Origin of the sequence: Citrobacter farmeri (assembly GCF_019048065.1) — a bacterium.
Lineage (GTDB): Bacteria > Pseudomonadota > Gammaproteobacteria > Enterobacterales > Enterobacteriaceae > Citrobacter_A > Citrobacter_A farmeri.
In genome coordinates, this window is the sequence record NZ_CP077291.1 from 2,756,468 (window position 1) to 2,778,241 (window position 21,774).

Consider the following 21,774-nt stretch of genomic DNA (forward strand, 5'->3'; position numbering starts at 1 on the left):
TATTCAACAGGGGGCCATTATGCGTATTGAAGTCACTATTGCTAAAACTTCACCTTTGCCTGCCGGTGCCATTGACGCCCTGGCAGGTGAACTCTCCCGCCGTATTACTCACCACTTTCCCGACAATGACGGTAACGTGACCGTTCGTTACGCTGCGGCGAATAATTTGTCCGTGATCGGCGCGACGAAAGAGGATAAAGAACGGATCAGCGAAATTCTCCAGGAAACCTGGGAGAGCGCCGACGACTGGTTCATTAAAGAATAAAAATGCTATGCCGTAGTCTTTTTTGCCGGGTCGCCCCGGCTTTTTTTATCCTGTCATTTTTATCCTGCTATCCTTCAGACAACCTCTTTACAGGCTCCATTTAAAAAACCACGCCGTCCTGACAATTGATTATATTTTCACCTGTCACGCAAAAATATTGCACAACATACTTAAAAAGAGTGAACAAGATGGTGATTAATTACTCATAAATTCTTAATTTGCAGAAATTTATGCTCCTCCCTCTTTAAAATCTCAGTGAATACCCTTATTTATTGATATACTGAAGTTGCTTCAGATAAAAACGCATTGAACCTCGAAAACCGTTGTCTTGTAACACGAATTAGGGGGCATGATGGAAAAGAATAATGAAGTCATTCAGACTCATCCGCTTGTGGGATGGGACATCAGCACCGTAGATAGCTATGACGCGCTGATGCTGCGTTTGCACTACCAGACTCCGAATCGCCCTGAACCAGATGGTACGGAAGTGGGTCAAACGCTCTGGTTAACCACCGATGTTGCCAGACAATTTATTTCGATATTAGAAGCCGGCATTGCCAAAATCGAATCCGGCGATTACCAGGTCAATGAGTACCGTCGGCATTAACGAGACGGACATTCTCACTTAAAAAGGCACCTTCGTGGTGCCTTTGCTATTTTGGGTTGTATTACGCAGTTCACTTATTTACTCTGCATCAAACGCGACAGCAGAGAGAAACCGATGAAATACGACTTAATCATTATAGGCAGCGGATCCGTTGGAGCAGCCGCCGGTTATTATGCCACTCGCGCCGGGTTAAACGTTCTGATGACCGACGCACATATGCCCCCGCATCAGCAGGGCAGCCATCACGGTGATACGCGACTGATTCGCCACGCGTATGGCGAAGGTGAAAAATATGTACCACTGGTACTGCGCGCGCAGGCGCTGTGGGAGGAACTCTCTCCCCATAATGAAGAACCGATATTTGTCCGTTCCGGCGTCATTAATCTTGGCCCTGCCGATTCGCCATTCCTGACGAACGTCGCACACAGCGCCAAACAGTGGCAATTAAACGTTGAGCAACTGGATGCTGACGCCATTATGGCGCGCTGGCCTGAAATTCGCGTCCCCGCTGACTACATCGGTCTGTTCGAAGCCGATTCCGGTTTTTTACGCAGTGAACTGGCGATAAAAACCTGGATCCGTCTCGCAGAAGAGGCCGGATGCGCACAACTCTTCAACTGTCCGGTGACGGCTATTCGTCATGATGATGACGGCGATGTCACCGTTGAAACGGCTGACGGTGAGTACAGCGCGAAGAAAGCGCTGGTAAGCGCCGGAACCTGGGTTCAGTCCTTGATCCCCGATCTGCCAATTCAGCCAGTACGAAAAGTGTTTGCCTGGTATCAGGCCGATGGGCGCTATAGCATCAAGAATAAATTCCCGGCCTTCACCGGCGAACTGCCCAATGGCGATCAATACTACGGTTTCCCGGCGGAGAACGACGAGTTGAAGATCGGTAAACACAACGGCGGACAACTTATCCATTCAGAAGCTGAACGCAAACCGTTTGCCAGCATCGCCAGCGATGGATCCGAAGCGTTCCCGTTCCTGCGCAATGTTCTTCCGGGGGTCGGTTGCTGTCTGCACGGCGCGGCCTGCACCTATGACAACTCGCCGGATGAAGACTTTATCATCGACACGCTGCCAGGACATGACAATACGCTGATCGTGACCGGGTTAAGTGGTCACGGTTTTAAATTTGCCTCAGTATTGGGTGAAATTGCCGCTGATTTTGCCCAGGAAAAACCATCGGCTTTTGACCTGACGCCATTCAGGCTCTCCCGATTTACGGCATAATCGTTATATGGCCTCGTAATGAGGCCTTTTTTATGGTGATTAAAATATGCGTCGTCTGTTTCTTTATCTGGTCAACAATATTCGCGAGCATTTTATGCTCTACGTTATTTTATGGTCGCTGCTGGCGATTCTTGATGTTATTTACATTATGTTTTATTGAGTCAGCTTCATTGACAAACATTGACAAAAACTGAAACTTCACTAAATTTTATTTAGATTTTTTGAACAATTTTCCTGTGCCTAATCCCCATCCAGCCGTCTCCAGTACGTCTTTTTTGCCGAATAGATTGAACAAAAATTCAAAATTATTGCAAAACTGTTGAACAAACTTTAAATATCCCTTTCATTGTTATTTTTTAGTTGCATTTATGTCTCTTACGCGCCATTTTCATTCAATCCTGAGCTATGAAATGGAATTTTTATGCAATTTTTAAACACTCATCAGCGGTATGGTCTTATTTCCGCCCTGCTCCACTGGCTGACCGCGTTGGTGGTCTACGGTATGTTTGCGCTTGGTCTTTGGATGGTGACGCTGAGCTATTACGATGGCTGGTATCATCAGGGGCCGGAGCTGCATAAAAGCATCGGGATCCTGCTGATGATGGGTCTGGTTGTACGAGTGATCTGGCGTCTGCTCTCTCCGCCGCCAAAGCCACTGAAAAGCTATTCGCCCCTGACCCGAGCGGGGGCGACGCTGGGACACCTCGCGTTATACCTGATGTTGTTTAGTATCGTCATCAGCGGTTACCTGATCTCAACTGCGGACGGTAAACCGATCAGCGTTTTCGGCTGGTTTGACGTCCCGGCGACCTTTGCGGATGCCGCTGTTCAGGCCGATCTCGCCGGAAGCGTGCACCTGTGGCTGGCATGGACCGTCGTTATTCTTTCTGTTCTGCATGGCCTGATGGCCTTTAAACACGATTTTATAGATAAAGACGACACCCTCAATCGCATGTTGGGTAAGTCGTCATCTGACTATGGAGCTCAAAAATGAAAAAAAGCCTGCTGGGTTTAACCCTCGCCTCTCTGCTGTTTGCTACCGGCTCCGCCGTAGCAGCGGATTATAAAATCGACAAAGAGGGACAACATGCCTTTGTTAATTTCCGCATTCAGCACCTGGGGTATAGCTGGTTATACGGAACATTTAAAGACTTCGACGGAACCTTTACTTTTGATGAGAAGGATCCTGCGGCAGATAAAGTGAACGTGACCATCAACACCAACAGCGTGGATACCAACCATGCCGAGCGTGATAAGCACCTGCGCAGCGCTGATTTCCTGAATGTGGCAAAATTCCCGCAGGCAACCTTTACCTCCACCAGCGTGAAGAAAGACGGCGACGAACTGGACATCACCGGGAACCTGACGCTTAACGGTGTGACAAAGCCGGTAACACTCGAAGCAAAAATGATCGGTCAGGGAGACGATCCGTGGGGCGGCAAACGTGCGGGTTTTGAAGCTGAAGGTAAAATTAAGCTGAAGGACTTCAACATCACTACCGATCTGGGTCCCGCTTCGCAGGAAGTGGATTTGATCATCTCAGTTGAAGGCGTGCAGCAGAAGTAAAAAAGACATGATGCCCGATAGCGTTTTGCCATCGGGCCTGATATTGCTGGCCGGATGCAGGGTTGTCCCCCCTCCGGCAACACAATTACTCGGTAGGATCCGGAATACCCAGTTTCGTATTCAGCCGTCCTCGCGACTTATTAAAAATCTTATTGCCGTTCTCGCGTCCCGCGCGAAGGCGACGCTGTTCGTCTTCCGGTAACGCGCTCTCTTTGCAGCAGATCTCGCTGCAGCAGCCGTTGTACTTCTGCGCACACGCCGGACACTGAATAAACAACAGATGGCAACCGTCATTCTTACAGTTAGTGTGGCTGTCGCACGGCGCACCGCACTGATGGCAATGGGCAATCACCTCATCTGAAATGCGCTCACCCATGCGCTCATCAAACACAAAGTTTTTGCCAATAAAACGCACCGGTAGCCCCTGTTCACGGGCCTTGCGGGCATATTCAATGATACCGCCTTCAATGTGCCACACTTTACTGAAGCCGTTGTGCTTCATCCAGGCGCTGGCTTTTTCGCAGCGAATGCCGCCGGTGCAGTACATCACAATTTTTTTATCTTTGTGCTCCTGCATCATCTCGACCGCTTTTGGCAACTGTTCACGGAAGGTGTCAGCCGGAATTTCCAGCGCATTCTCAAAATGGCCCACTTCATATTCGTAGTGGTTACGCATATCGATGAACAGTGCATCCGGGTCGTCGAGCATCGCGTTCACTTCGGCGGCCTTGAGATAATCGCCGACATCGCTGGCGTCAAAGCTCGGATCCTCAATGCCATCCGCCACAATCCGCTCACGTACTTTCATTCGCAGTACCCAGAAGGATTTCCCGTCATCTTCCAGAGCAATGTTCAGGCGCACGCCGTCAAGTGCCGGATCAAAGGCATACAGCTGCTGACGAAACGCCGCAACCTGACTTTGCGGTACGCTGATTTGGGCGTTAATACCTTCATGCGCCAGATAGATTCGACCAAAAACATTCAGCGCTGTTAACTTTTGATACAACGCATCGCGTGTGGCCTGCGGGTCTGCGATGGTAAAATATTTGTAGAACGAAATGGTGGTGCGCGGCTCAGTTTCAGCCAACATCCGGGCTCTGAGGGCATCATTGGAAATGCGGTTATGTAACACTGGCATGGTGTACGAGTCCTGCAAAATAGTGAAAATCAGAATCGGCGGCATCATATAGCAATCAGTGCCAATTTACATCCATACATTTTGCGCTACATTTCCTTCTTCAAACTAAAAACTCAACAACATTTGCTGCATTTATCGCCATCCTGAAGCCACAAATTTTTTCTGAAAGCGAAAAAATGCAACAATACAGATAATTGCCCGTTTTAAGGTACACAACAGGAAAGACATGACGAATTTACCTAAGTTCTCCGCAGCATTACTGCATCCACGGTATTGGTTAACCTGGCTCGGTATTGGCTCACTTTGGTTGGTCGTGCAGTTGCCCTACCCGATTCTCTATCGTCTTGGCCATACACTCGGCCACCTGGCGTTTCGTCTGATGAAGCGCCGGACGAAAATTGCATATCGTAATCTCGAACTCTGTTTTCCCGAGATGAGTGAGCGCGAGCGCCATGCGATGGTGGTTAAAAACTTTGAATCCGTTGGTATGGGCCTGCTGGAAACTGGAATGGCCTGGTTCTGGTCCGATCGTCGCATCGCCCGCTGGACCGAAGTGATCGGTATGGAGCATATTCGTGACGTTCAAAGCCAACAGCGTGGCATTTTGTTGGTGGGACTGCACTTTTTGACCCTGGAACTGGGCGCGCGCCAGTTCGGTTTGCAGGAACCCGGCATCGGCGTTTATCGTCCTAATGATAATCCACTGCTCGACTGGCTCCAGACCTGGGGTCGTATGCGCTCCAACAAATCTATGCTCGATCGCAAAGACCTGAAAGGAATGATCAGGTCACTGAAAAAAGGCGAAGTGGTATGGTACGCGCCGGACCACGACTATGGCCCGCGCGCCAGCGTCTTCGTCCCGCTTTTTGCCGTCGAGCAGGCCGCCACCACCTCCGGCACCTGGATGCTCGCACGGATGTCAAATGCCTGCCTGGTGCCGTTTGTGCCGCGTCGCAAGCCTGATGGCAAAGGTTACCAGTTGATTATGTTACCGCCAGAGTGCTCACCGCCGCTGGACGACGCAGAGACCACCGCCGCCTGGATGAACAAGATTGTCGAAAAGTGCATCATGATGGCACCGGAGCAGTACATGTGGCTGCATCGTCGCTTCAAAACGCGCCCTGCTGGCGTGCCTTCCCGCTATTAAATCCTGAAAAGCAGCCCTTTCGGGCTGCTTTTTCACCGCTTTTAGCGATAAAAGCTCCCCACATTGCGACCCTCCGCCGACAGGCGCATAATGAATATGCTTAATTTATATTCGTTTTTTTGCCCGATCGCGCCAACAGCGCATCACACGCGGATCGTTATGTCACCCTCTGATACCCCCATCAACTGGAAACGTAATCTCACCGTCGCCTGGCTCGGCTGTTTCTTAACCGGCGCCGCATTCAGCCTGGTGATGCCGTTTTTACCGTTATACGTCGAACAACTCGGCGTAACGGGCCACAGTGCGCTCAATATGTGGTCCGGGCTGGTTTTCAGTATTACGTTTCTTTTCTCTGCTATCGCCTCCCCCTTCTGGGGCGGACTCGCCGATCGTAAGGGCAGAAAGATCATGCTGCTGCGCTCTGCGCTGGGGATGGCGATTGTGATGCTGCTGATGGGGGTTGCACAGAACATCTGGCAATTTCTGCTGCTGCGCGCGCTGCTTGGACTGTTGGGCGGATTCATTCCCAATGCCAACGCCCTGATCGCCACCCAGGTCCCGCGTAATAAAAGCGGCTGGGCGCTGGGGACGCTCTCGACTGGCGGCGTCAGCGGTGCGCTGCTCGGTCCACTGGCTGGAGGGTTGCTCGCCGACCAGTACGGCCTGCGCCCGGTTTTCTTCATCACCGCAACGGTCCTGCTGATCTGCTTTTTACTGACGCTGTTTTTTATTCGCGAAAACTTTAAGCCAATCAGCAAGAAAGAGATGCTGCGCGTCCGGGAAGTGGTCGCCACGCTTAAAAACCCCAAACTGGTCCTGAGTCTGTTTGTTACAACGCTGATTATCCAGGTAGCGACGGGTTCCATTGCCCCCATTCTGACGCTTTACGTGCGCGAACTGGCGGGTAACGTCAGCAATATTGCGTTTATCAGCGGGATGATCGCCTCCGTACCCGGCGTCGCGGCGTTACTCAGCGCACCAAGGTTAGGCAAGCTGGGAGACCGCATCGGACCGGAAAAAATCCTCATCGTCGCGCTGATGCTTTCTGTTCTGCTGCTGATCCCGATGTCCTTTGTTCAGACTCCGTGGCAACTGGCAGTGCTGCGTTTCTTACTGGGAGCTGCCGACGGCGCGCTGCTGCCGGCGGTACAGACGCTGTTGGTCTATAACTCGACGAATCAAATCGCTGGACGCATCTTCAGTTATAACCAGTCGTTTCGCGATATCGGCAACGTGACTGGCCCATTAATGGGCGCAGCGATTTCCGCCAACTACGGCTTCCGCGCCGTCTTTCTGGTCACCGCCGGGGTGGTATTATTTAACGCCATTTACTCCTGGAACAGCCTGCGCCGTCGCGCGCTCTCGCGAACCGTGGGATGATTTTTTAGCATTCATACTTGCATAACCGGAGAATCAGCTATTCTTTCCCTGAATACCTCATCAAATCAAAGGGAGACTCAGATGACCATGTATGCAACGCTGGAAGAAGCCATTGACTCAGCCCGTGAAGAATTTATGGCGGACCATCCTGAGCTTGAGCAGGACGAAGCCAATGTACAGCAGCTTAACGTGCAAAAGTATGTGCTACAGGATGGTGACATCATGTGGCAGGTCGAGTTTTTTGCCGACGAAGGGGAAGAAGGCGAATGCCTGCCGATGCTCAGCGGTGAGGCAGCTCAAAGCGTCTTCGACGGCGATTATGATGAGATAGAGATCCGCCAGGAATGGCTGGAAGAAAATACCCTGCATGAATGGGATGAAGGCGAATTTCAGCTTGAACCCCCGCTGGACACTGAAGAGGGGCAAACCGCAGCCGATGAGTGGGATGAGCGGTAATTACTCGTAAGGGCCATGATGCATATCGAGCGGCAACAGCAGTGTATCAAACACCAGTGAGAATGGCAGATCGAGGATAGTGACATAGCGCCATGCTGAGTCCCGAACGTCCCACTGCACGCCCGGATAGTACTGGTTCCCATGGCCCTGTCCGGGAATTGTCCGGCTGATAATGCTGCCGCAGCCGCTTAACAGCATTACCATGATGCCTACCGCTACGAGTCGCATGTGATACCTCTTCATTCATTTCCTTCAGTATAAAAAAATACCGGCACTGGCCGGTATTTTTCAGATGATTTCGCCGGATGGCGCTTACTGAGTTTTCAGCGTCTGCGGATTCAGGGTGATCCCCTGATAGTAATTCACCCACGACGAATACTTCTCTGGCGAATTCCAGACGCGATAGTGCAAACGCGCCATCGTCACCGGATCGCTCAACAATACCAGACGGCGGTCACGGTTCAGTTTTTCCGGCGTTTCGTTCAGCGCTTGTTCAACGTGGCGATCGCGGGCAATCTCCAGCACCTGGCTCGCCCGGTGACGCGCTGTCGCCATCGCTGTCGCCAGCGCGTTCAGCGACGGGTTAAACACCGCGTGCATAAAGCCATCGTCAAGCGCGCGTTTACGGTTCATCACCAGATACTTATCGGTATCCACCAACACCTGCGGCGGCGAATACTCTTCCGGGATCAGGAACAGCTTCCAGCGTTTGGTGCGCAAACCAACCGTTGAACGGCTGGAGATCACCGAAACAAACGGTGACAAAATGAGCGAAAAGACAATCGGCGCCAGCCAGAACAAGAAGCGCAGATCCAGCCACGCCATGCCAACCGCCCACACCAGCCCCAGCAGCAACTGCGAACCATGACGCATAAACGCTTCGCCCCACGGCGTGGAGTCATCGTCACGCTGCGGTGAATTCCAGACCACTTCCCAACCAAGGAAGGCGCTCACTACGAAGACGGTGTGGAACAGCATGCGCACTGGTGCCAACAATACGGAGAACAACACCTCCAGCAGCAGCGACAGCGTTACGCGAATAAATCCACCGTACTCTTTGGTGCCTTTACACCAGATGAGCAGAATACTCAGCAGTTTCGGCAGGAACAGCAGCACCATCGTCGAGGCAAACAGCGCAATCGCCAGTTCAGGTCGCCACTGCGGCCAGACCGGGAACAGTTGCCGCGGTTGCAGGAAGTATTGCGGCTCAGTGAGCGCGTGTACCACTTGCAGCGCAGTCGACAGCGCGAGGAACATGAACCACATCGGCGCGGAGAGGTAAGACATCACCCCGGTCAGGAACACGGCGCGGTGAACCGGGTGCATCCCTTTCACAAGGAACAGACGGAAGTTCATCAGGTTCCCATGACACCAGCGGCGGTCACGCTTCAGTTCGTCCAGCAGGTTCGGCGGCAGCTCTTCATAAGAGCCAGGCAGATCGTAAGCAATCCACACCCCCCACCCTGCACGACGCATCAGCGCCGCTTCCACGAAGTCGTGGGACAGGATAGAACCGGCAAAAGAGCCTTCGCCCGGCAGCGGCGCCAGCGCACAGTGTTCGATGAACGGCTTCACGCGGATGATGGCGTTGTGGCCCCAGTAGTGAGATTCCCCCAACTGCCAGAAGTGCAAACCCGCAGTAAACAAGGGTCCGTATACGCGCGTCGCAAACTGCTGGCAACGGGCATACAGGGTGTCCATGCCGGATGCCTTCGGTGATGACTGAATAATCCCGGCATTCGGGTTCGCTTCCATCAAACGCACCAGACCACTCAGGCACTCACCGGTCATCACGGAGTCAGCGTCCAGTACCACCATATAGCTGTACTGGCTGCCCCAGCGACGACAGAAGTCATCAATGTTGCCGCTTTTACGCTTCACGCGACGGCGACGACGGCGATAGAAAATCTGCCCTTCGCCCTGTACTTCAGCAATCAGTTCCATCCACGCCTTTTGCTCTGCGACGCAGATATCGGGGTTGTAGCTGTCACTGAGAATATAGACATCGAAATGCTCGCCGTTGCCGGTCGCTTTTACCGATTCCCAGGTGGCGCGCAGGCCCGCAAAAACGCGATCAACGTCTTCATTACAGATCGGCATAATCAGCGCGGTACGGTGCTGCGGATTCAGCGGTTCGTCACCGACCGTTGACGCCGAAATACTGTACTTATCACGCCCAATCAGCAATTGCAGGAAGCCCATCAGCGCGGTCCAGAACCCGGCTGAAACCCAGCAAAACAGCACCGCAAAGAGGATCAAAATGCCGGTTTGTAGCATATACGGCAGCAGTTGCATGAAGGAGACCCAGAGGTCCTGGCCAACCATATCCGCCGGATTGATCAACGCCCAGCCCTGATATGGCAGAATCGTCTTCATATACCAGGTCGCAACGACCGTCTGCGCCAACGTCAGCAACAGCAGCGTATAACGACGAATCGTGCCGACAGTACGCCACTTCTGCTCGCTTTCCTGCTCTTCTTTGGTCAGACGCGCCAGATAGCGCGGCGTAACGTCACGGCCACGCAAGCGGTCCCAGAAACGCCCAACCGGGTTGGTACGCCAGGGATCGGGAAACATCGAGGACCGTTTGGCTTTTGGCATCGCCTGAAGCTGGTCGCGCCCTTCGTCATCTTTGATCAACTGCCCTTCACCCAGCGAGTCTGGCCAGGCTTGTTGCAGACGAGCCTTAACAGAACCCTGCGGCGAATCGTCTTCTCGCGAGTAACGGCGATGCTCGGCATCCAGCGCTTCATGCACCGCGCGGATGTCAGTTTTCGGCAATGCCGCTTTCTCAATGTCCGAAAGCGGCAAAGCGTCAATGTACTCAGTTGTCTTATTCATTGGCAGGTAACTGGTAGCTCCAGGTTTCACTCAACGTCTGATCGGCATTGACCAATGCAGCACGCATTTCAGTGGTTTTCTTCGCATCTTTCACTTTCACGCGCATCGTCATACGCCAACCTTTAGTGACCGGGTTGTAACGCACCGTTGTTTCCACGATCTCGCCGTTGTCGCCGATGCTGGTTTGCGCGGTAACCGGGGTATCCTGCGGAAGTTTTTTCATGTCCGTGCCGGTGAAGTCCACCACGAAAGCGATCGTGCCGTCTGGCTGGCGAATGAGATTCGACTGTTTGACATCGCCAGTGGAACGACGCGTCTGCTGCACCCAGGCGTTATCCGGTGAATGAAGTTTGTCTTCATCGCGGCTAAACGTCAGGGTGTATTTGAAGTTCATCTCTTTGCCTGGTTCAGGCAGTTGATCCGGCGTCCAGTAAGCCACGATGTTATCGTTGGTTTCATCATTGGTCGGAATTTCAACCAGTTCAATCTTACCTTTGCCCCACTCGCCTTTCGGCGTGATCCAGGCGCTTGGACGCAGATCGTAACGGTCCTCGAGATCTTCAAAACGAGAGAACTGACGGCCACGTTGCAGCAGGCCAAACCCTTGCGGGTTTTCCATCGCAAAACTGCTCACCGCGAGATGTTTCGGGTTATTCAGCGGACGCCAGATCCATTCGCCGTTGCCGGCATGAATCGACAAGCCGTTGGAGTCATGCAGTTCCGGACGGTAGTTGGTCGCAGGAGAAGGTTGGTTCGGCCCGTACAGGAACATACTGGTTAACGGTGCCACGCCGAGTTTGCCGACCTTATCGCGCAGGTAGACTTTCGATTGCACGTCGACGACGGTGTCACGCCCAGGAATTATCACAAAACGATAGGCCCCGGTCGCACGCGGAGAGTCCAGCAACGCATAAATCGTCAGGCGTTTGTCAGTCGGTTTTGGACGTTCGATCCAGAACTCACGGAAGCGGGGAAATTCTTCACCTGAGGGCAACGCGGTATCGATGGCCAGACCACGCGCAGAGAGACCATAAACCTGACCTGCGCCCAGAACGCGGAAGTAACTCGCGCCAAGCATGCTGACAATTTCATCATTCTTATCTTTGCTGTTGATCGGGTACAACACTTTGAAACCCGCAAAGCCGAGATCTTTTACCGTGTCTTTATCATGCTGCACATCGCCGAAATTAAAGTAGTCCGGGCTGTATTTGATTCTTTTGACAGCCGTTGCCGTGACTTCATTGATTTTGACCGGCGTGTCGAAGTACATACCCTGGTGGTAGAACTCGAGCTTGAATGGGGTCTTAAGATTGCTCCAGTATGCTTTATCGCGATTAAACTGGATCTGCTGATAGTCCGCATATTTCATGTCGCGGAAAACGGAGGGCAAGTTACTTTTTGGCGCCTCATAGCCTTTACCGGCTAAAGATTGAGCTTGCTTTGCAACGTCATCGATGGAGAAGGCCCAGGCCGACGACGTGTACAGCGTTAACATGACTGCCGCACCCAACCAACGCATTTTCATCATTTGTGATTTATGTTTCATAATTAGTAAGCACTTCCCCCTTTGTGTGCTTATATCGATCCGATCTATTTTAATGGATAATCAGGCATTAGGACAACTGAATCCCTGCATTGTTCAGCACGCTGGCTCATGGTTCAGGCACCTCGCCGGACCCTTTTTCACTTTGCGTGCTTATCCTGGAGACAGGTCGTTGTTCTTCGTGTAGGGTTGCCACCGACTGTAACTATTAATCGCCTTAGGGATAAGACGATTAGTCTGAGAATCTGAGAATACGAAAACCGCTATGAATCCCATACCCGCACAGCGTGAATATTTTCTTGACTCCATCCGCGCCTGGCTGATGTTGTTGGGTATTCCCTTCCATATTTCATTAATCTATTCCGGCCATAGCTGGCATGTGAACAGCGCTGAACCGTCATGGTGGCTGACGCTGTTTAACGATTTTATCCATGCCTTCCGAATGCAGGTCTTTTTCGTTATTTCAGGTTATTTTTCGTACATGTTATTCCTGCGTTACCCACTGAAACGCTGGTGGAAAGTACGCGTCGAACGCGTGGGCATTCCGATGCTCACCGCTATTCCGCTGCTGACGTTGCCGCAATTTATTATGCTGCAATATGTCAAGGGAAAAGCCGACAGCTGGCATTCGCTTTCGCTGTATGAAAAATATAATACGCTGGTCTGGGAGTTAATTTCTCACCTCTGGTTTTTACTGGTGCTGGTGGTATTAACAACCGTCAGTTTGTGGGTATTTACCCGAATGCGGAAAAACCTGGAAAGAACGGATAAACAGCGGCTGGCCGCTGTGTCGATGGGCAAACTGACGCTGATCTTTTTCTCTCTGGGTATTGGCTACGCGGTGATACGACGGACATTGTTCATTGTTTACCCGTCGATCCTGAGTGACGGTTTGTTTAATTTCGTTGTGATGCAAACGCTCTTTTATGTGCCTTTCTTTGTGCTGGGTGCGCTGGCCTTTATCTCACCCACGCTGAAAGCGCTTTTCACCACGCCTTCCCGGGGATGCACACTGGCGGCGGCTTTCGCTTTCATCGCCTATTTGTTGAATCAGCGCTACGGCAGTGGCGACGCCTGGATGTACGAAACGGAATATGTCATCACTATGGTGCTCGGACTGTGGATGGTCAATGTGGTGTTTTCCCTCGGCCACCGTTTACTCAATTTCCAGTCCGCCCGCGTCACCTATTTTGTCAATGCATCGCTGTTTATCTATCTGGTGCATCATCCGTTAACGTTGTTTTACGGAGCCTGGATTACGCCGCATATCACGTCGAATCTGATGGGCTTTCTCTGCGGGCTGATCTTTGTCGTGGGTATCGCGCTGGTATTGTACGAAATTCATTTGCGCATTCCGCTGCTCAAATTCCTCTTCTCTGGCAAGCCGCCGGTCAGACAGGAACAAAGCAAAAAAGTGACTGGCTAATGCTTCCTGCTACATTAAAGCAGCCACTCGACAGGCAATAGTGTTGCCAGTCGTACCAGAACCCGCTTCCAGAATCCTGTGGCGGGTTCTTTTTTTAACACCTGCTCCGGCTCCTGCTGCCGATCCACCCAGTTGATTCGCCCCCAGCGATCGAGCCGCAGTTGCCAGGCCGCATCGCGCTGGCTCTCGGTGAATCGTCGGTGAATCAGCGTCGCCAGCGTCTCGCTTTCAATCACAAACCCCATCTCAGTGTTCAACAGCGTGGAGCGCGGATCAAAATTGAGCGAGCCAATAAATACCTTGCGTCCATCAATGCTGAACGTCTTGGCGTGCAGGCTGGAGCCGGAATTACCGGTCAGGCCGCGGTCGTGAAGAATGACGTCGTGTTCACGCGTCGGCTTTAACTCATACAGTTCTACGCCGTAACGTAATAGCTTCTTCCGCCAGCGCGCATAACCAGCATGCACCACCGCCACATCATTGGCAGCTAATGAGTTGGTGAGGATCGCAATTTTGACGCCTTTACGGACCAGTTTCAGTAACTGCGCGACGCCTGCCCGGGTCGGAACAAAATAGGCGGAGATGATGTCAATCCGTTCGGCGGGTGAGCCCATCACGTCAAACAGTCGTTGCGGCAGTAAAGAGTGACGCTGTGCTTTCCCCTCACCTTTTGAAGGGTCGTCACTCAATAGCCGGGTCTTCGCCCAGATGAGCGGTAGCGCCCCGCGATCGAGATGGGTCATAAAGGCGCTGGTTTCCAGTTTATGCTGGTATCGACGGGTGATTGGGTCATTGTACCAGTCGTCGGGTAACTCAATGCGCCGGGTGATCTCTTGCTCCGAAAGCGCCAGCACCGATTTCAACGTCGAGACCGACGCGCAGCGCCAGTAGCGTTCAAAATCCTCCCCCACCTCCCTGACAACAGGCCCGATCGCCAACACGTCCAGGTCAGAAAATAGCGGTTCCTCGCCCGCGCCAAAATAGGCATCGCCAATGTTTCGCCCACCAACCAGGGTGACGACACCGTCTGCGGTATAGCTTTTGTTATGCATCCGCCGGTTGAGACGGGCAAAATCGGTCAGATAGCCCAGCATCCGCAACATGCGAAAAGAGAAGGGATTAAACAGGCGGACTTCAATGTTGGGATGGGCATCGAGCAGTTGCAGGGTATCATCAAGCCCTGGCGTGTTGTTGTCATCGAGCAACAGCCGCACGTGAACGCCACGTTTTGCCGCCGCCAGCAGTACGGCAAACAGCAGTCGCCCGGACATGTCGTCTTCCCAGATATAGTACTGAACATCCAGCGTATGCTCCGCCATTTCCGCCAGCCGGTAGCGGGCGGCAAAAGCGTCCAGACTGTCATCCAGCGCCAGGATGCCGCATTCTCCGGGATGATTTTCACACAGAGGAGATGTTGCGCGGGCGAGCCGGGTCAGATCATTCATCGCCTTGCTGGGTGAGTAAACGCTGGTAAAGTCGGGCTGTTTCTTCGTCATAACAGACAAAGTATATCTGCTCAGGTAACGGACGGCGGGTAATAAATTCCGAAACGGTCTTGAGCGCAATTTCTGCAGCCGCCGCGCGCGGATACCCATAGACCCCGGTGCTGATTGCCGGAAACGCGATCGAGGTATAACCATTTGCCAGCGCCAGATTCAGGCTATTGAAGTACGCATCCTGTAAAAGTTGCGCTTCGTTATGCTCACCGCCGCGCCAGACTGGACCGACAGTATGAATAACCGCTTTGGCTGGGAGGTTACCGGCAAGCGTGATCACCGCATGACCCGTTGGGCACTCCCCCTGCTGCTGCCTGACCTTCATGCAGGCTTCCAGTAATGCAGGCCCGGCGGCACGGTGGATCGCCCCATCAACGCCTCCGCCCCCCATCAGCGACGAGTTTGCGGCATTGACGATGACATCAACGGCAACGGTAGTGATATCCCCCTGGATAACATGAATACGCGATTCCATAGAACCTCCTTGCTTCACTCTATTCTGTAAGTGTACAGCAGGGGTTACCGTGAAATCGCTTTTTTCGTGAGTTTGTCTGACCAACCTGTTCAGCGGTAATCGATACTCATCACCGCCAGCGTTTTCTGTTCATCAAGATAGTGCAGGTTAACCGCGGCGATTTGTTTAAAGTGCTGTGGTGCCTTAAGCAATTGCTGCGGGGAATAATAGCGGGTCTGCATGTGCCCCTTATTATTACATGACATCGCAAGGCGCTGCTGCATCTGACTCACCTCGCAGGGCGGTTCCACAATTTGACCGGAGAAATGAATAACCCCGCCCTGTCCTCTCGTATCCGCCGCGGTAGCGACGGAATACAGGGCAAGAAGACTGAAAAGTAGAACGTTTGCTTTACGCGTGACAGATAACGGCATGATGGTTTCCTCAATGAACATTCATCCTTGAGGGGTGATGTTTTCCCTGACGGTGATTTAGCCCGGGAGTCACGCATTCCGCGTCACTCTATTCATAGTTCAGTCACCTCGCCTCTGCCACTGTAACCGCATAAATAATCAGCCAGTTATGACGGTTTCGCAGAGGGCGGCCACTGTTGCGATAAATGCAGCGATTGACCGTCAGAAACCGTAACCACGATTTTGACGGTGTCTTGTGCAGAGATATTTAAACTGAGTCTGGTCAAATCAATGGGCTGATTAGCAGGCAGAGAAAGGGTCTTTTTCTGTCGTGACTGACTTTGTCCCGCCACACCTTCGCGAAGGGCTAAAATCTGGACCTGACACACGCAGGGTTGCGTCAGGGTAACCTGCGGCGTAATGGTGTAAATGTCACCTTGCTGGGTTGTCGCAAAGGTAATCTGATTAGAGAGCGCGGCAAGGAGTAATAAGGTATTCATAATGTCCTCCCGAAAAAAAACAGGGCTTTCGCCCTGTTTATATTCAGCACATAAACTGAATTAGTACTGGTTAGCCGTGGCGTTGTTACCGAAACCAACTTGTTTAACCAGAACGCTGGAGTCAGAAGCAGTCTGGTTAACCAGCGCGGCGTTACGTCCGCCGTATTGACTCACAGTAATATCGGAGTTTTTGCCGTTCCACTGATCGATGGTGGCGTTGTTTTTGAAGCCTTTCTGAGTCAGATCAATGGTGCTGTTATCTGAACCCTGGCCGACATCAGCGCCGTTACCATAACCGTGCTGAGTGATTGTAGTGTCTGATTTACGAGCGTCACTTTGCAGCGCAAGTGCGGCGTTATTGGTCCCGAACTGATAGATACTCAGAGTCGATTCCGGGCCAGAACTGCTTCCGCCACCGCCGTGATTACCGCCGCCGCCCCACTGTGGAACGGAACCAGCCAGAGCACTGCCAGAAACCACGATTGCTGCAAATGCTGCCACTTGTAAAAGTTTCATGGTAAACCCCCATCGGATTGATTTAAGCGTCGCCAATGTATTAGCGTTGAGTTACGCGAATTGCCATTTGCGACTGTCTCTGCACTACAACTGCTGTTTTCTGCGTACCATACTGAGTAATATTTGCTTTATTTCCAGAACCCTTCTGGATAATCATCGCAGTATTACCGTAATTACTTTGCGAAATACTGGCATCGTTGGAATTACCCGACTGTGCAATATATGCAAAGTTATAAGCTCCTGATTGGTCAACTTTTGCCCGGTTATTTCCACCTTCTTGAGAAACCACCGACAAAAGCTTAGAACCGTCCTGGCGTACCTTTGCACTATTATCAGTGCCGACTTGACCAATAATGGCTGCCTGATTAAATGAAGACTTGCTTAATTCATTTACCGCAAAGTTATATTCTGAATGCGCTAAATCATAACTTGTTGCGGAAGCAATCCCAGGCGCACCCAGTACTGTTAACATCACAAATAACAATTTGTTTTTCATGTTGTCACCCTGGACCTGGTCGTACATCGAGAAAATAACTTTCTCATCAATTTCGTTGTTAACGCTAAACGTAATTTGTTAACGCCGCGTTACGATGAAGAGTATGTCTGCGGAAACATTTTAAATAACTCACCCAGCAGTTGTATTTTTATATATTCGCTCACCCCAAAGTACTAATCAGGGCACGAATGCGCTGTTATTTACGCTTATTTTATTTTCTTCCGATGTGCCGTTGATGCATTTTCATGACGCCAGCCACCAGCCTGTACAGCCGACTTTCCAGCCACTGTTGTGCTGTTGAAGAAGAGAGAGATGAGCAAGTCGTGACAAGCATCGTTTTTTTCTTCATCAAAATGCACAGCGCTAAAGGATGTTATGGGGAAGCAATTTTTTAGCAGATGAAGTGCTGGCGATATTTTCAGTTATCAGTTTAAATTCAGTAGGTTAATATAATTTGTATGATTTTTTAAATCTGTGCAATAACGGCTTAATGTACAACTTTTCTATCAAATCTAAACTTAAAATTAGCCAGAGATTAACAAATTAATATATATTTTTACATTCTGTTACATGTTTAACACTTGCTTTAAGATTTGTAATGGCTAGATTGAAATCAGTTGTAGTTCATTTGTATTAATATTTTGACCCGTTCGGGCTGACTCTTATTTTACTACACACAGCAGTGCAACATCTGTCAGTACTTCTGGTGCCTGATTTGTAAAGGCAACTGTCAGGTGTGCGACTAAAAAAGTGGGGTTTCATCATGTTTAATGAAGTCCATAGTATTCATGGTCATACATTATTGTTGATCACTAAACCATCCCTGCAAGCCACAGCATTATTGCAGCATTTAAAACAATCTCTGGCCCTCACCGGAAAACTGCATAATATTCAGCGTTCTCTGGATGATATCTCCACCAGTTGCATTGTTTTAGTCGATATGATGGAAGCGGATAAAAAGCTAATCCATTACTGGCAAGACAACTTAAGTCGGAAGAACAACAATTTAAAGACGTTATTGTTGAACACCCCCGATGATTATCCCTATCGGGATATTGAAAATTGGCCGCATATCAATGGTGTTTTTTACGTAGCGGATGACGAAGAGCGTGTCGTAAATGGTTTACAAGGGATCCTGCGGGGAGAATGCTACTTCTCACAGAAACTGGCCAGCTATCTGATCACTCACTCAGGTAATTACCGCTACAACAGCACAGAGTCGGCTCTCCTGACTCATCGCGAAAAAGAGATCCTGAATAAGCTGCGTATCGGCGCCTCTAATATCGAAATCGCGCGTTCACTTTTTATCAGTGAAAATACGGTCAAGACGCATCTTTATAATCTTTTTAAAAAGATAGCCGTTAAAAATCGTACCCAGGCGGTTTCGTGGGCAAATGATAACCTCAGGCGATAAAGCCATGAAACGCTATTTGACCTGGCTCGTAGCGGCACAGCTTCTGCTCGCTGCCAGCGCTACGCAGGCTATTGAAGTTGAAGTGCCTGGACTCTTAACTGACCACACGGTTTCGTCTATCGGCCACGATTTTTACCGGGCTTTTAGCGATAAATGGGAAAGTGACTATCCAGGCAATTTGACCATCAATGAGCGACCCAGTGCACGTTGGGGAAGTTGGATCACCATAACGGTTAATCAGGACGTTATATTCCAGACTTTTTTATTTCCAACGAAAAGAGACTTCGAAAAAACGGTTGTCTTCGCACTGGCGCAAACCGAGGACGCTTTAAACCGTCGGCAAATAGATCAAACCCTATTGAGCACCGGCGATTTAACGCATGACGAATTTTAAAGAGTGATTTTTGTCCGGAGGCTGTAATGCGTGTCAAACATGCAGTGGTTGTACTCATGCTTATTTCGCCATTAAGTTGGGCCGGAAATATGACCTTCCAGTTCCGTAATCCCAACTTTGGTGGAAACCCCAATAACGGTTCTTTTTTACTGAACAGCGCCCAGGCGCAGAACTCTTATAAAGATCCCAGTTATAACGACGATTACGGAATTGAAACTCCCTCTGCGTTGGATAACTTCACTCAGGCCATTCAGTCACAAATTCTGGGCGGGCTGTTGACCAATATTAACACGGGGAAACCCGGCAGGATGGTGACCAATGATTTCATTGTTGATATTGCCAACCGGGATGGTCAGTTGCAGCTAAATGTCACGGACAGGAAAACGGGAAAAACCTCGACAATAGAAGTGTCGGGTTTACAGTCAGATTCCACCGGTTTCTAAGCACCGCTTCGTAAGGACAATTATCATGCAGCGCTTACTTATACTCGTCGCCGTCATTTTACTGAGCGGATGCTTGACCGCCCCGCCAAAAGAAGCCGCTAAGCCGACATTAATGCCCCGTGCGCAAAGTTATAAGGACTTAACGCATTTACCGTCGCCAACGGGCAAAATTTTTGTCTCGGTGTATAACATTCAGGATGAAACTGGCCAGTTTAAACCCTACCCGGCCAGTAACTTCTCAACCGCCGTCCCGCAAAGCGCCACCGCGATGCTGGTCACGGCGCTGAAGGATTCTCGCTGGTTTGTACCGCTGGAGCGTCAGGGACTGCAAAACCTGCTGAACGAACGTAAAATCATTCGTGCTGCCCAGGAAAACGGAACCGTTGCCATCAACAATCGGGTCCCGCTACAGTCGTTGACGGCAGCAAACATCATGGTTGAAGGATCGATTATCGGCTACGAAAGTAACGTGAAATCCGGTGGCGTTGGCGCCCGTTACTTCGGTATTGGCGCAGACACGCAGTACCAGCTTGACCAGATTGCGGTGAACCTGCGCGTGGTCAACGTCAGCACCGGTGAGATCCTCTCCTCGGTCAATACCAGTAAAACCATTCTGTCTTATGAAGTGCAGGCAGGGGTGTTCCGCTTTATCGATTACCAGAGACTGCTGGAAGGTGAAATTGGCTACACCTCCAACGAGCCGGTGATGTTATGCCTGATGTCCGCCATTGAAACGGGCGTCATCTTCCTCATCAACGATGGTATCGATCGCGGGCTGTGGGATTTGCAAAATAAGGCCGATCGCCAGAACGACATTCTGGTGAAATACCGCCATATGTCGGTCCCGCCGGAATCCTGATGACTGAGTAAAAAAAAGCGTGAGGACTTCCTCACGCTTTTTTATTTTCCGCTACCGTGTGCGTATTGTGTCTTTCTCGCCGCGCCGCCAGCCACAGGCCGCTATTTTTCATGGCATAACCAAAGAGCAAACCGACCGCCAGTGAAGGCAAGACCAGTTTCCAGTCGCCCTGCCCGGCAAACGTGGCGCAGGCACCAATAAACGTACCTGGCACAAATGACAACAAAACTTGCTTTGCCTGAATACACATCAGGAAAGCCACAACGCCGGTGATCACATAGCCCACCAGTTCCAGATGTGGTGTCAATGCGCTTGCGTGTATGATGACCGACGCCCACACCACGCCGCTCAACAACGTGGAAGCCGAAATGGCCAGTCCCTTTAACCCACCCTGCGGACAAGCGAAATAGGCCGTACAGCCCAAAAACCCTGCCCAACTCAGTAAGCCAAGCGATACGGCCACCCATCCCCAGATACCGGAGAGAATGCCCGTTGTGATTGCTATGGAAAGAAGTATATTCATGCCGCGCATAATAGCAGAAAAGGGCAATATGAATGAGATCACGCACACAATTTATGCAATGATGAACTATCGTTGCATCATCAAGTGACTTGAATCACATTTATGCGTCTGTCTCTTCTTCCAGCTCGTCCCACATTGCGCCAATTGCATCGCGAGTTAATGGTGCCATCGTCCGCCAGAAAGGGGTCGTGGCGTGCGCTTCGACTTTCCCGAGGAAAGTGCCGCACCACGGAAGGATATAGTCCGCAAACAGGGTTTCCAGCGCCTCGCTTTCATCTTCCGCAGACTGATCTTCCAGCCAGGAGGCAGCCAGCAGCAGCGTACCAATATGATCGGCTGGCGTTTCGGCAAGCGGCATCCCGCGCGCGGAAAGGAACGTCCGCACTTCAGATTCTGTCGCCCCTTCCACCCACGCGCTGCGATACGGTGGCACCGAACACTCCGCACCGACAAACAGCGTATTGTAATCCGCCGCCAGTTGGGTCATATCGCAGCTTTTCTGCAAACGCGCCAACAGTTCATCCTGCTCGAGCGGCCAGCTTGCTGAGAGTTTGCCTTCGCGAATCAGGGTAAAGAGAGGAACCAGTAAAGGATCCTGCGGTTGACGGTAATACAGCGAGCCCAGTACGCGGCACAGGATAGAAAACTCGTTCATCAAAAT

26 protein-coding genes are annotated in these 21,774 nt (G+C 51.1%); 14 read left to right on the plus strand and 12 right to left on the minus strand.

From position 1 onward, the window contains the following. The first annotated feature begins 19 nt into the window (after positions 1-19). The 6 genes from dinI (at position 20) to I6L53_RS13055 (ending at position 3,674) form a co-directional block, all read left to right on the plus strand. On the plus strand, positions 20-265 hold the full coding sequence (gene dinI, locus I6L53_RS13030) for a DNA damage-inducible protein I (RefSeq protein ID WP_042319691.1): 246 nt from the start codon (positions 20-22) through the stop codon (positions 263-265). 352 nt (positions 266-617) lie between these two features. Further along, a complete protein-coding gene (gene bssS / locus I6L53_RS13035) occupies positions 618-872 on the plus strand; it encodes a biofilm formation regulator BssS (RefSeq protein WP_042320092.1) in 255 nt (84 codons plus the stop codon). 114 nt (positions 873-986) lie between these two features. Beyond that, positions 987-2,108, plus strand: coding sequence for an N-methyl-L-tryptophan oxidase (gene solA, locus I6L53_RS13040; protein WP_042319695.1), 1,122 nt, complete (start codon positions 987-989; stop codon positions 2,106-2,108). A gap of 46 nt (positions 2,109-2,154) precedes the next feature. Further along, positions 2,155-2,268 (plus strand): YceO family protein, encoded by a 114-nt coding sequence (locus tag I6L53_RS13045; protein ID WP_042319697.1) that lies wholly within the window; start codon positions 2,155-2,157, stop codon positions 2,266-2,268. 261 nt (positions 2,269-2,529) lie between these two features. Next, complete coding sequence (locus I6L53_RS13050) at positions 2,530-3,102, plus strand: cytochrome b (RefSeq protein WP_042319698.1); 573 nt, start codon at positions 2,530-2,532, stop codon at positions 3,100-3,102. Next, positions 3,099-3,674: a YceI family protein gene (locus tag I6L53_RS13055; protein WP_042319700.1), complete on the plus strand. Its 576-nt coding sequence runs from the start codon at positions 3,099-3,101 to the stop codon at positions 3,672-3,674. Before I6L53_RS13050 ends, I6L53_RS13055 begins: the two co-directional genes overlap by 4 nt. An 85-nt stretch (positions 3,675-3,759) precedes the next feature. On the opposite strand, the gene trhO is transcribed toward I6L53_RS13055, so the two are convergent. Further along, on the minus strand, positions 3,760-4,812 hold the full coding sequence (gene trhO, locus I6L53_RS13060; protein ID WP_042320094.1) for an oxygen-dependent tRNA uridine(34) hydroxylase TrhO: 1,053 nt from the start codon (positions 4,810-4,812) through the stop codon (positions 3,760-3,762). Positions 4,813-5,038: 226 nt separating this feature from the next. Here trhO and I6L53_RS13065 point away from each other — a divergent pair, with 226 nt between their 5' ends. The 3 genes from I6L53_RS13065 (at position 5,039) to I6L53_RS13075 (ending at position 7,795) form a co-directional block, all read left to right on the plus strand. Next, positions 5,039-5,959 carry a Kdo(2)-lipid IV(A) acyltransferase gene (locus tag I6L53_RS13065; protein ID WP_042319702.1) on the plus strand — a complete coding sequence of 307 codons (921 nt, stop codon included), beginning with the start codon at positions 5,039-5,041 and terminating at the stop codon, positions 5,957-5,959. Positions 5,960-6,118: 159 nt separating this feature from the next. Then, positions 6,119-7,339, plus strand: coding sequence for a multidrug efflux MFS transporter MdtG (gene mdtG / locus I6L53_RS13070; protein WP_042320096.1), 1,221 nt, complete (start codon positions 6,119-6,121; stop codon positions 7,337-7,339). 81 nt (positions 7,340-7,420) lie between these two features. Further along, positions 7,421-7,795: a MysB family protein gene (locus I6L53_RS13075; protein ID WP_042319704.1), complete on the plus strand. Its 375-nt coding sequence runs from the start codon at positions 7,421-7,423 to the stop codon at positions 7,793-7,795. On the opposite strand, the gene I6L53_RS13080 is transcribed toward I6L53_RS13075, so the two are convergent. The 3 genes from I6L53_RS13080 to mdoG all read right to left on the minus strand — a co-directional run bounded on the left by I6L53_RS13080 (position 7,796) and on the right by mdoG (position 12,164). Continuing rightward, a complete protein-coding gene (locus tag I6L53_RS13080) occupies positions 7,796-8,023 on the minus strand; it encodes a YceK/YidQ family lipoprotein (protein WP_042319706.1) in 228 nt (75 codons plus the stop codon). An 84-nt stretch (positions 8,024-8,107) separates the two neighbouring features. Further along, entirely contained in the window at positions 8,108-10,636 is a 2,529-nt protein-coding gene (gene mdoH / locus I6L53_RS13085; RefSeq protein ID WP_042319709.1) for a glucans biosynthesis glucosyltransferase MdoH, read from the minus strand. Then, a complete protein-coding gene (gene mdoG, locus I6L53_RS13090; protein ID WP_084196578.1) occupies positions 10,629-12,164 on the minus strand; it encodes a glucans biosynthesis protein MdoG in 1,536 nt (511 codons plus the stop codon). Before mdoG ends, mdoH begins: the two co-directional genes overlap by 8 nt. 280 nt (positions 12,165-12,444) lie before the next feature. Here mdoG and mdoC point away from each other — a divergent pair, with 280 nt between their 5' ends. Then, on the plus strand, positions 12,445-13,605 hold the full coding sequence (gene mdoC, locus I6L53_RS13095) for a glucans biosynthesis protein MdoC (protein WP_042319715.1): 1,161 nt from the start codon (positions 12,445-12,447) through the stop codon (positions 13,603-13,605). A 14-nt stretch (positions 13,606-13,619) separates the two neighbouring features. Here the strand turns inward: mdoC and I6L53_RS13100 are convergent, their stop codons facing one another. From I6L53_RS13100 to csgB, 6 genes are all read right to left on the minus strand, one after another. Then, the gene (locus tag I6L53_RS13100) at positions 13,620-15,101 is read right to left on the minus strand and encodes a phospholipase D family protein (protein WP_042319716.1); all 1,482 of its coding nucleotides are present in this window, start codon (positions 15,099-15,101) and stop codon (positions 13,620-13,622) included. After that, positions 15,043-15,576, minus strand: a complete 534-nt coding sequence (gene ymdB, locus I6L53_RS13105) for an O-acetyl-ADP-ribose deacetylase (protein ID WP_042319717.1) — start codon at positions 15,574-15,576, stop codon at positions 15,043-15,045. The genes I6L53_RS13100 and ymdB overlap by 59 nt, the downstream gene beginning before the upstream one ends. Before the next feature lie 89 nt (positions 15,577-15,665). Beyond that, a complete protein-coding gene (locus I6L53_RS13110) occupies positions 15,666-15,989 on the minus strand; it encodes a type 1 fimbrial protein (RefSeq protein ID WP_042320097.1) in 324 nt (107 codons plus the stop codon). 146 nt (positions 15,990-16,135) lie between these two features. Beyond that, positions 16,136-16,468: a curli assembly chaperone CsgC gene (gene csgC, locus I6L53_RS13115; RefSeq protein WP_042319718.1), complete on the minus strand. Its 333-nt coding sequence runs from the start codon at positions 16,466-16,468 to the stop codon at positions 16,136-16,138. A gap of 60 nt (positions 16,469-16,528) precedes the next feature. After that, positions 16,529-16,984 carry a curli major subunit CsgA gene (csgA, locus tag I6L53_RS13120; RefSeq protein WP_042319720.1) on the minus strand — a complete coding sequence of 152 codons (456 nt, stop codon included), beginning with the start codon at positions 16,982-16,984 and terminating at the stop codon, positions 16,529-16,531. A gap of 40 nt (positions 16,985-17,024) precedes the next feature. Then, complete coding sequence (gene csgB, locus I6L53_RS13125) at positions 17,025-17,480, minus strand: curli minor subunit CsgB (RefSeq protein ID WP_042320100.1); 456 nt, start codon at positions 17,478-17,480, stop codon at positions 17,025-17,027. 763 nt (positions 17,481-18,243) lie between these two features. Between csgB and csgD the strand changes: the two genes are divergently transcribed. Genes csgD through csgG form a run of 4 tightly spaced genes read left to right on the plus strand, consistent with a single transcriptional unit; the run spans position 18,244 to position 20,590 of the window. Further along, positions 18,244-18,894, plus strand: a complete 651-nt coding sequence (gene csgD, locus I6L53_RS13130) for a biofilm master transcriptional regulator CsgD (RefSeq protein WP_042319721.1) — start codon at positions 18,244-18,246, stop codon at positions 18,892-18,894. Positions 18,895-18,898: 4 nt separating this feature from the next. Continuing rightward, positions 18,899-19,288 carry a curli production assembly/transport protein CsgE gene (csgE, locus tag I6L53_RS13135; protein WP_042319723.1) on the plus strand — a complete coding sequence of 130 codons (390 nt, stop codon included), beginning with the start codon at positions 18,899-18,901 and terminating at the stop codon, positions 19,286-19,288. 26 nt (positions 19,289-19,314) lie between these two features. Then, a complete protein-coding gene (gene csgF, locus I6L53_RS13140) occupies positions 19,315-19,731 on the plus strand; it encodes a curli production assembly/transport protein CsgF (RefSeq protein WP_042319724.1) in 417 nt (138 codons plus the stop codon). 25 nt (positions 19,732-19,756) lie between these two features. Then, a complete protein-coding gene (csgG, locus tag I6L53_RS13145) occupies positions 19,757-20,590 on the plus strand; it encodes a curli production assembly/transport protein CsgG (RefSeq protein WP_042319727.1) in 834 nt (277 codons plus the stop codon). 31 nt (positions 20,591-20,621) lie between these two features. On the opposite strand, the gene I6L53_RS13150 is transcribed toward csgG, so the two are convergent. Then, positions 20,622-21,113, minus strand: a complete 492-nt coding sequence (locus I6L53_RS13150; RefSeq protein ID WP_042319728.1) for a DUF1097 domain-containing protein — start codon at positions 21,111-21,113, stop codon at positions 20,622-20,624. Positions 21,114-21,213: 100 nt separating this feature from the next. Beyond that, positions 21,214-21,768, minus strand: a complete 555-nt coding sequence (locus I6L53_RS13155; RefSeq protein WP_042319730.1) for a TorD/DmsD family molecular chaperone — start codon at positions 21,766-21,768, stop codon at positions 21,214-21,216. Positions 21,769-21,774: the final 6 nt, after the last annotated feature.

Bases quoted from the DNA above. Each gene is read 5' to 3' on its own strand.
- dinI (WP_042319691.1), top strand. From the start codon at position 20: ATGCGTATTGAAGTCACTATTGCTAAAACTTCACCTTTGCCTGCCGGT.
- bssS (WP_042320092.1), top strand. From the start codon at position 618: ATGGAAAAGAATAATGAAGTCATTCAGACTCATCCGCTTGTGGGATGG.
- solA (WP_042319695.1), top strand. From the start codon at position 987: ATGAAATACGACTTAATCATTATAGGCAGCGGATCCGTTGGAGCAGCC.
- I6L53_RS13045 (WP_042319697.1), top strand. From the start codon at position 2,155: ATGCGTCGTCTGTTTCTTTATCTGGTCAACAATATTCGCGAGCATTTT.
- I6L53_RS13050 (WP_042319698.1), top strand. From the start codon at position 2,530: ATGCAATTTTTAAACACTCATCAGCGGTATGGTCTTATTTCCGCCCTG.
- I6L53_RS13055 (WP_042319700.1), top strand. From the start codon at position 3,099: ATGAAAAAAAGCCTGCTGGGTTTAACCCTCGCCTCTCTGCTGTTTGCT.
- trhO (WP_042320094.1), bottom strand. From the start codon at position 4,812: ATGCCAGTGTTACATAACCGCATTTCCAATGATGCCCTCAGAGCCCGG.
- I6L53_RS13065 (WP_042319702.1), top strand. From the start codon at position 5,039: ATGACGAATTTACCTAAGTTCTCCGCAGCATTACTGCATCCACGGTAT.
- mdtG (WP_042320096.1), top strand. From the start codon at position 6,119: ATGTCACCCTCTGATACCCCCATCAACTGGAAACGTAATCTCACCGTC.
- I6L53_RS13075 (WP_042319704.1), top strand. From the start codon at position 7,421: ATGACCATGTATGCAACGCTGGAAGAAGCCATTGACTCAGCCCGTGAA.
- I6L53_RS13080 (WP_042319706.1), bottom strand. From the start codon at position 8,023: ATGCGACTCGTAGCGGTAGGCATCATGGTAATGCTGTTAAGCGGCTGC.
- mdoH (WP_042319709.1), bottom strand. From the start codon at position 10,636: ATGAATAAGACAACTGAGTACATTGACGCTTTGCCGCTTTCGGACATT.
- mdoG (WP_084196578.1), bottom strand. From the start codon at position 12,164: ATGATGAAAATGCGTTGGTTGGGTGCGGCAGTCATGTTAACGCTGTAC.
- mdoC (WP_042319715.1), top strand. From the start codon at position 12,445: ATGAATCCCATACCCGCACAGCGTGAATATTTTCTTGACTCCATCCGC.
- I6L53_RS13100 (WP_042319716.1), bottom strand. From the start codon at position 15,101: ATGACGAAGAAACAGCCCGACTTTACCAGCGTTTACTCACCCAGCAAG.
- ymdB (WP_042319717.1), bottom strand. From the start codon at position 15,576: ATGGAATCGCGTATTCATGTTATCCAGGGGGATATCACTACCGTTGCC.
- I6L53_RS13110 (WP_042320097.1), bottom strand. From the start codon at position 15,989: ATGCCGTTATCTGTCACGCGTAAAGCAAACGTTCTACTTTTCAGTCTT.
- csgC (WP_042319718.1), bottom strand. From the start codon at position 16,468: ATGAATACCTTATTACTCCTTGCCGCGCTCTCTAATCAGATTACCTTT.
- csgA (WP_042319720.1), bottom strand. From the start codon at position 16,984: ATGAAACTTTTACAAGTGGCAGCATTTGCAGCAATCGTGGTTTCTGGC.
- csgB (WP_042320100.1), bottom strand. From the start codon at position 17,480: ATGAAAAACAAATTGTTATTTGTGATGTTAACAGTACTGGGTGCGCCT.
- csgD (WP_042319721.1), top strand. From the start codon at position 18,244: ATGTTTAATGAAGTCCATAGTATTCATGGTCATACATTATTGTTGATC.
- csgE (WP_042319723.1), top strand. From the start codon at position 18,899: ATGAAACGCTATTTGACCTGGCTCGTAGCGGCACAGCTTCTGCTCGCT.
- csgF (WP_042319724.1), top strand. From the start codon at position 19,315: ATGCGTGTCAAACATGCAGTGGTTGTACTCATGCTTATTTCGCCATTA.
- csgG (WP_042319727.1), top strand. From the start codon at position 19,757: ATGCAGCGCTTACTTATACTCGTCGCCGTCATTTTACTGAGCGGATGC.
- I6L53_RS13150 (WP_042319728.1), bottom strand. From the start codon at position 21,113: ATGAATATACTTCTTTCCATAGCAATCACAACGGGCATTCTCTCCGGT.
- I6L53_RS13155 (WP_042319730.1), bottom strand. From the start codon at position 21,768: ATGAACGAGTTTTCTATCCTGTGCCGCGTACTGGGCTCGCTGTATTAC.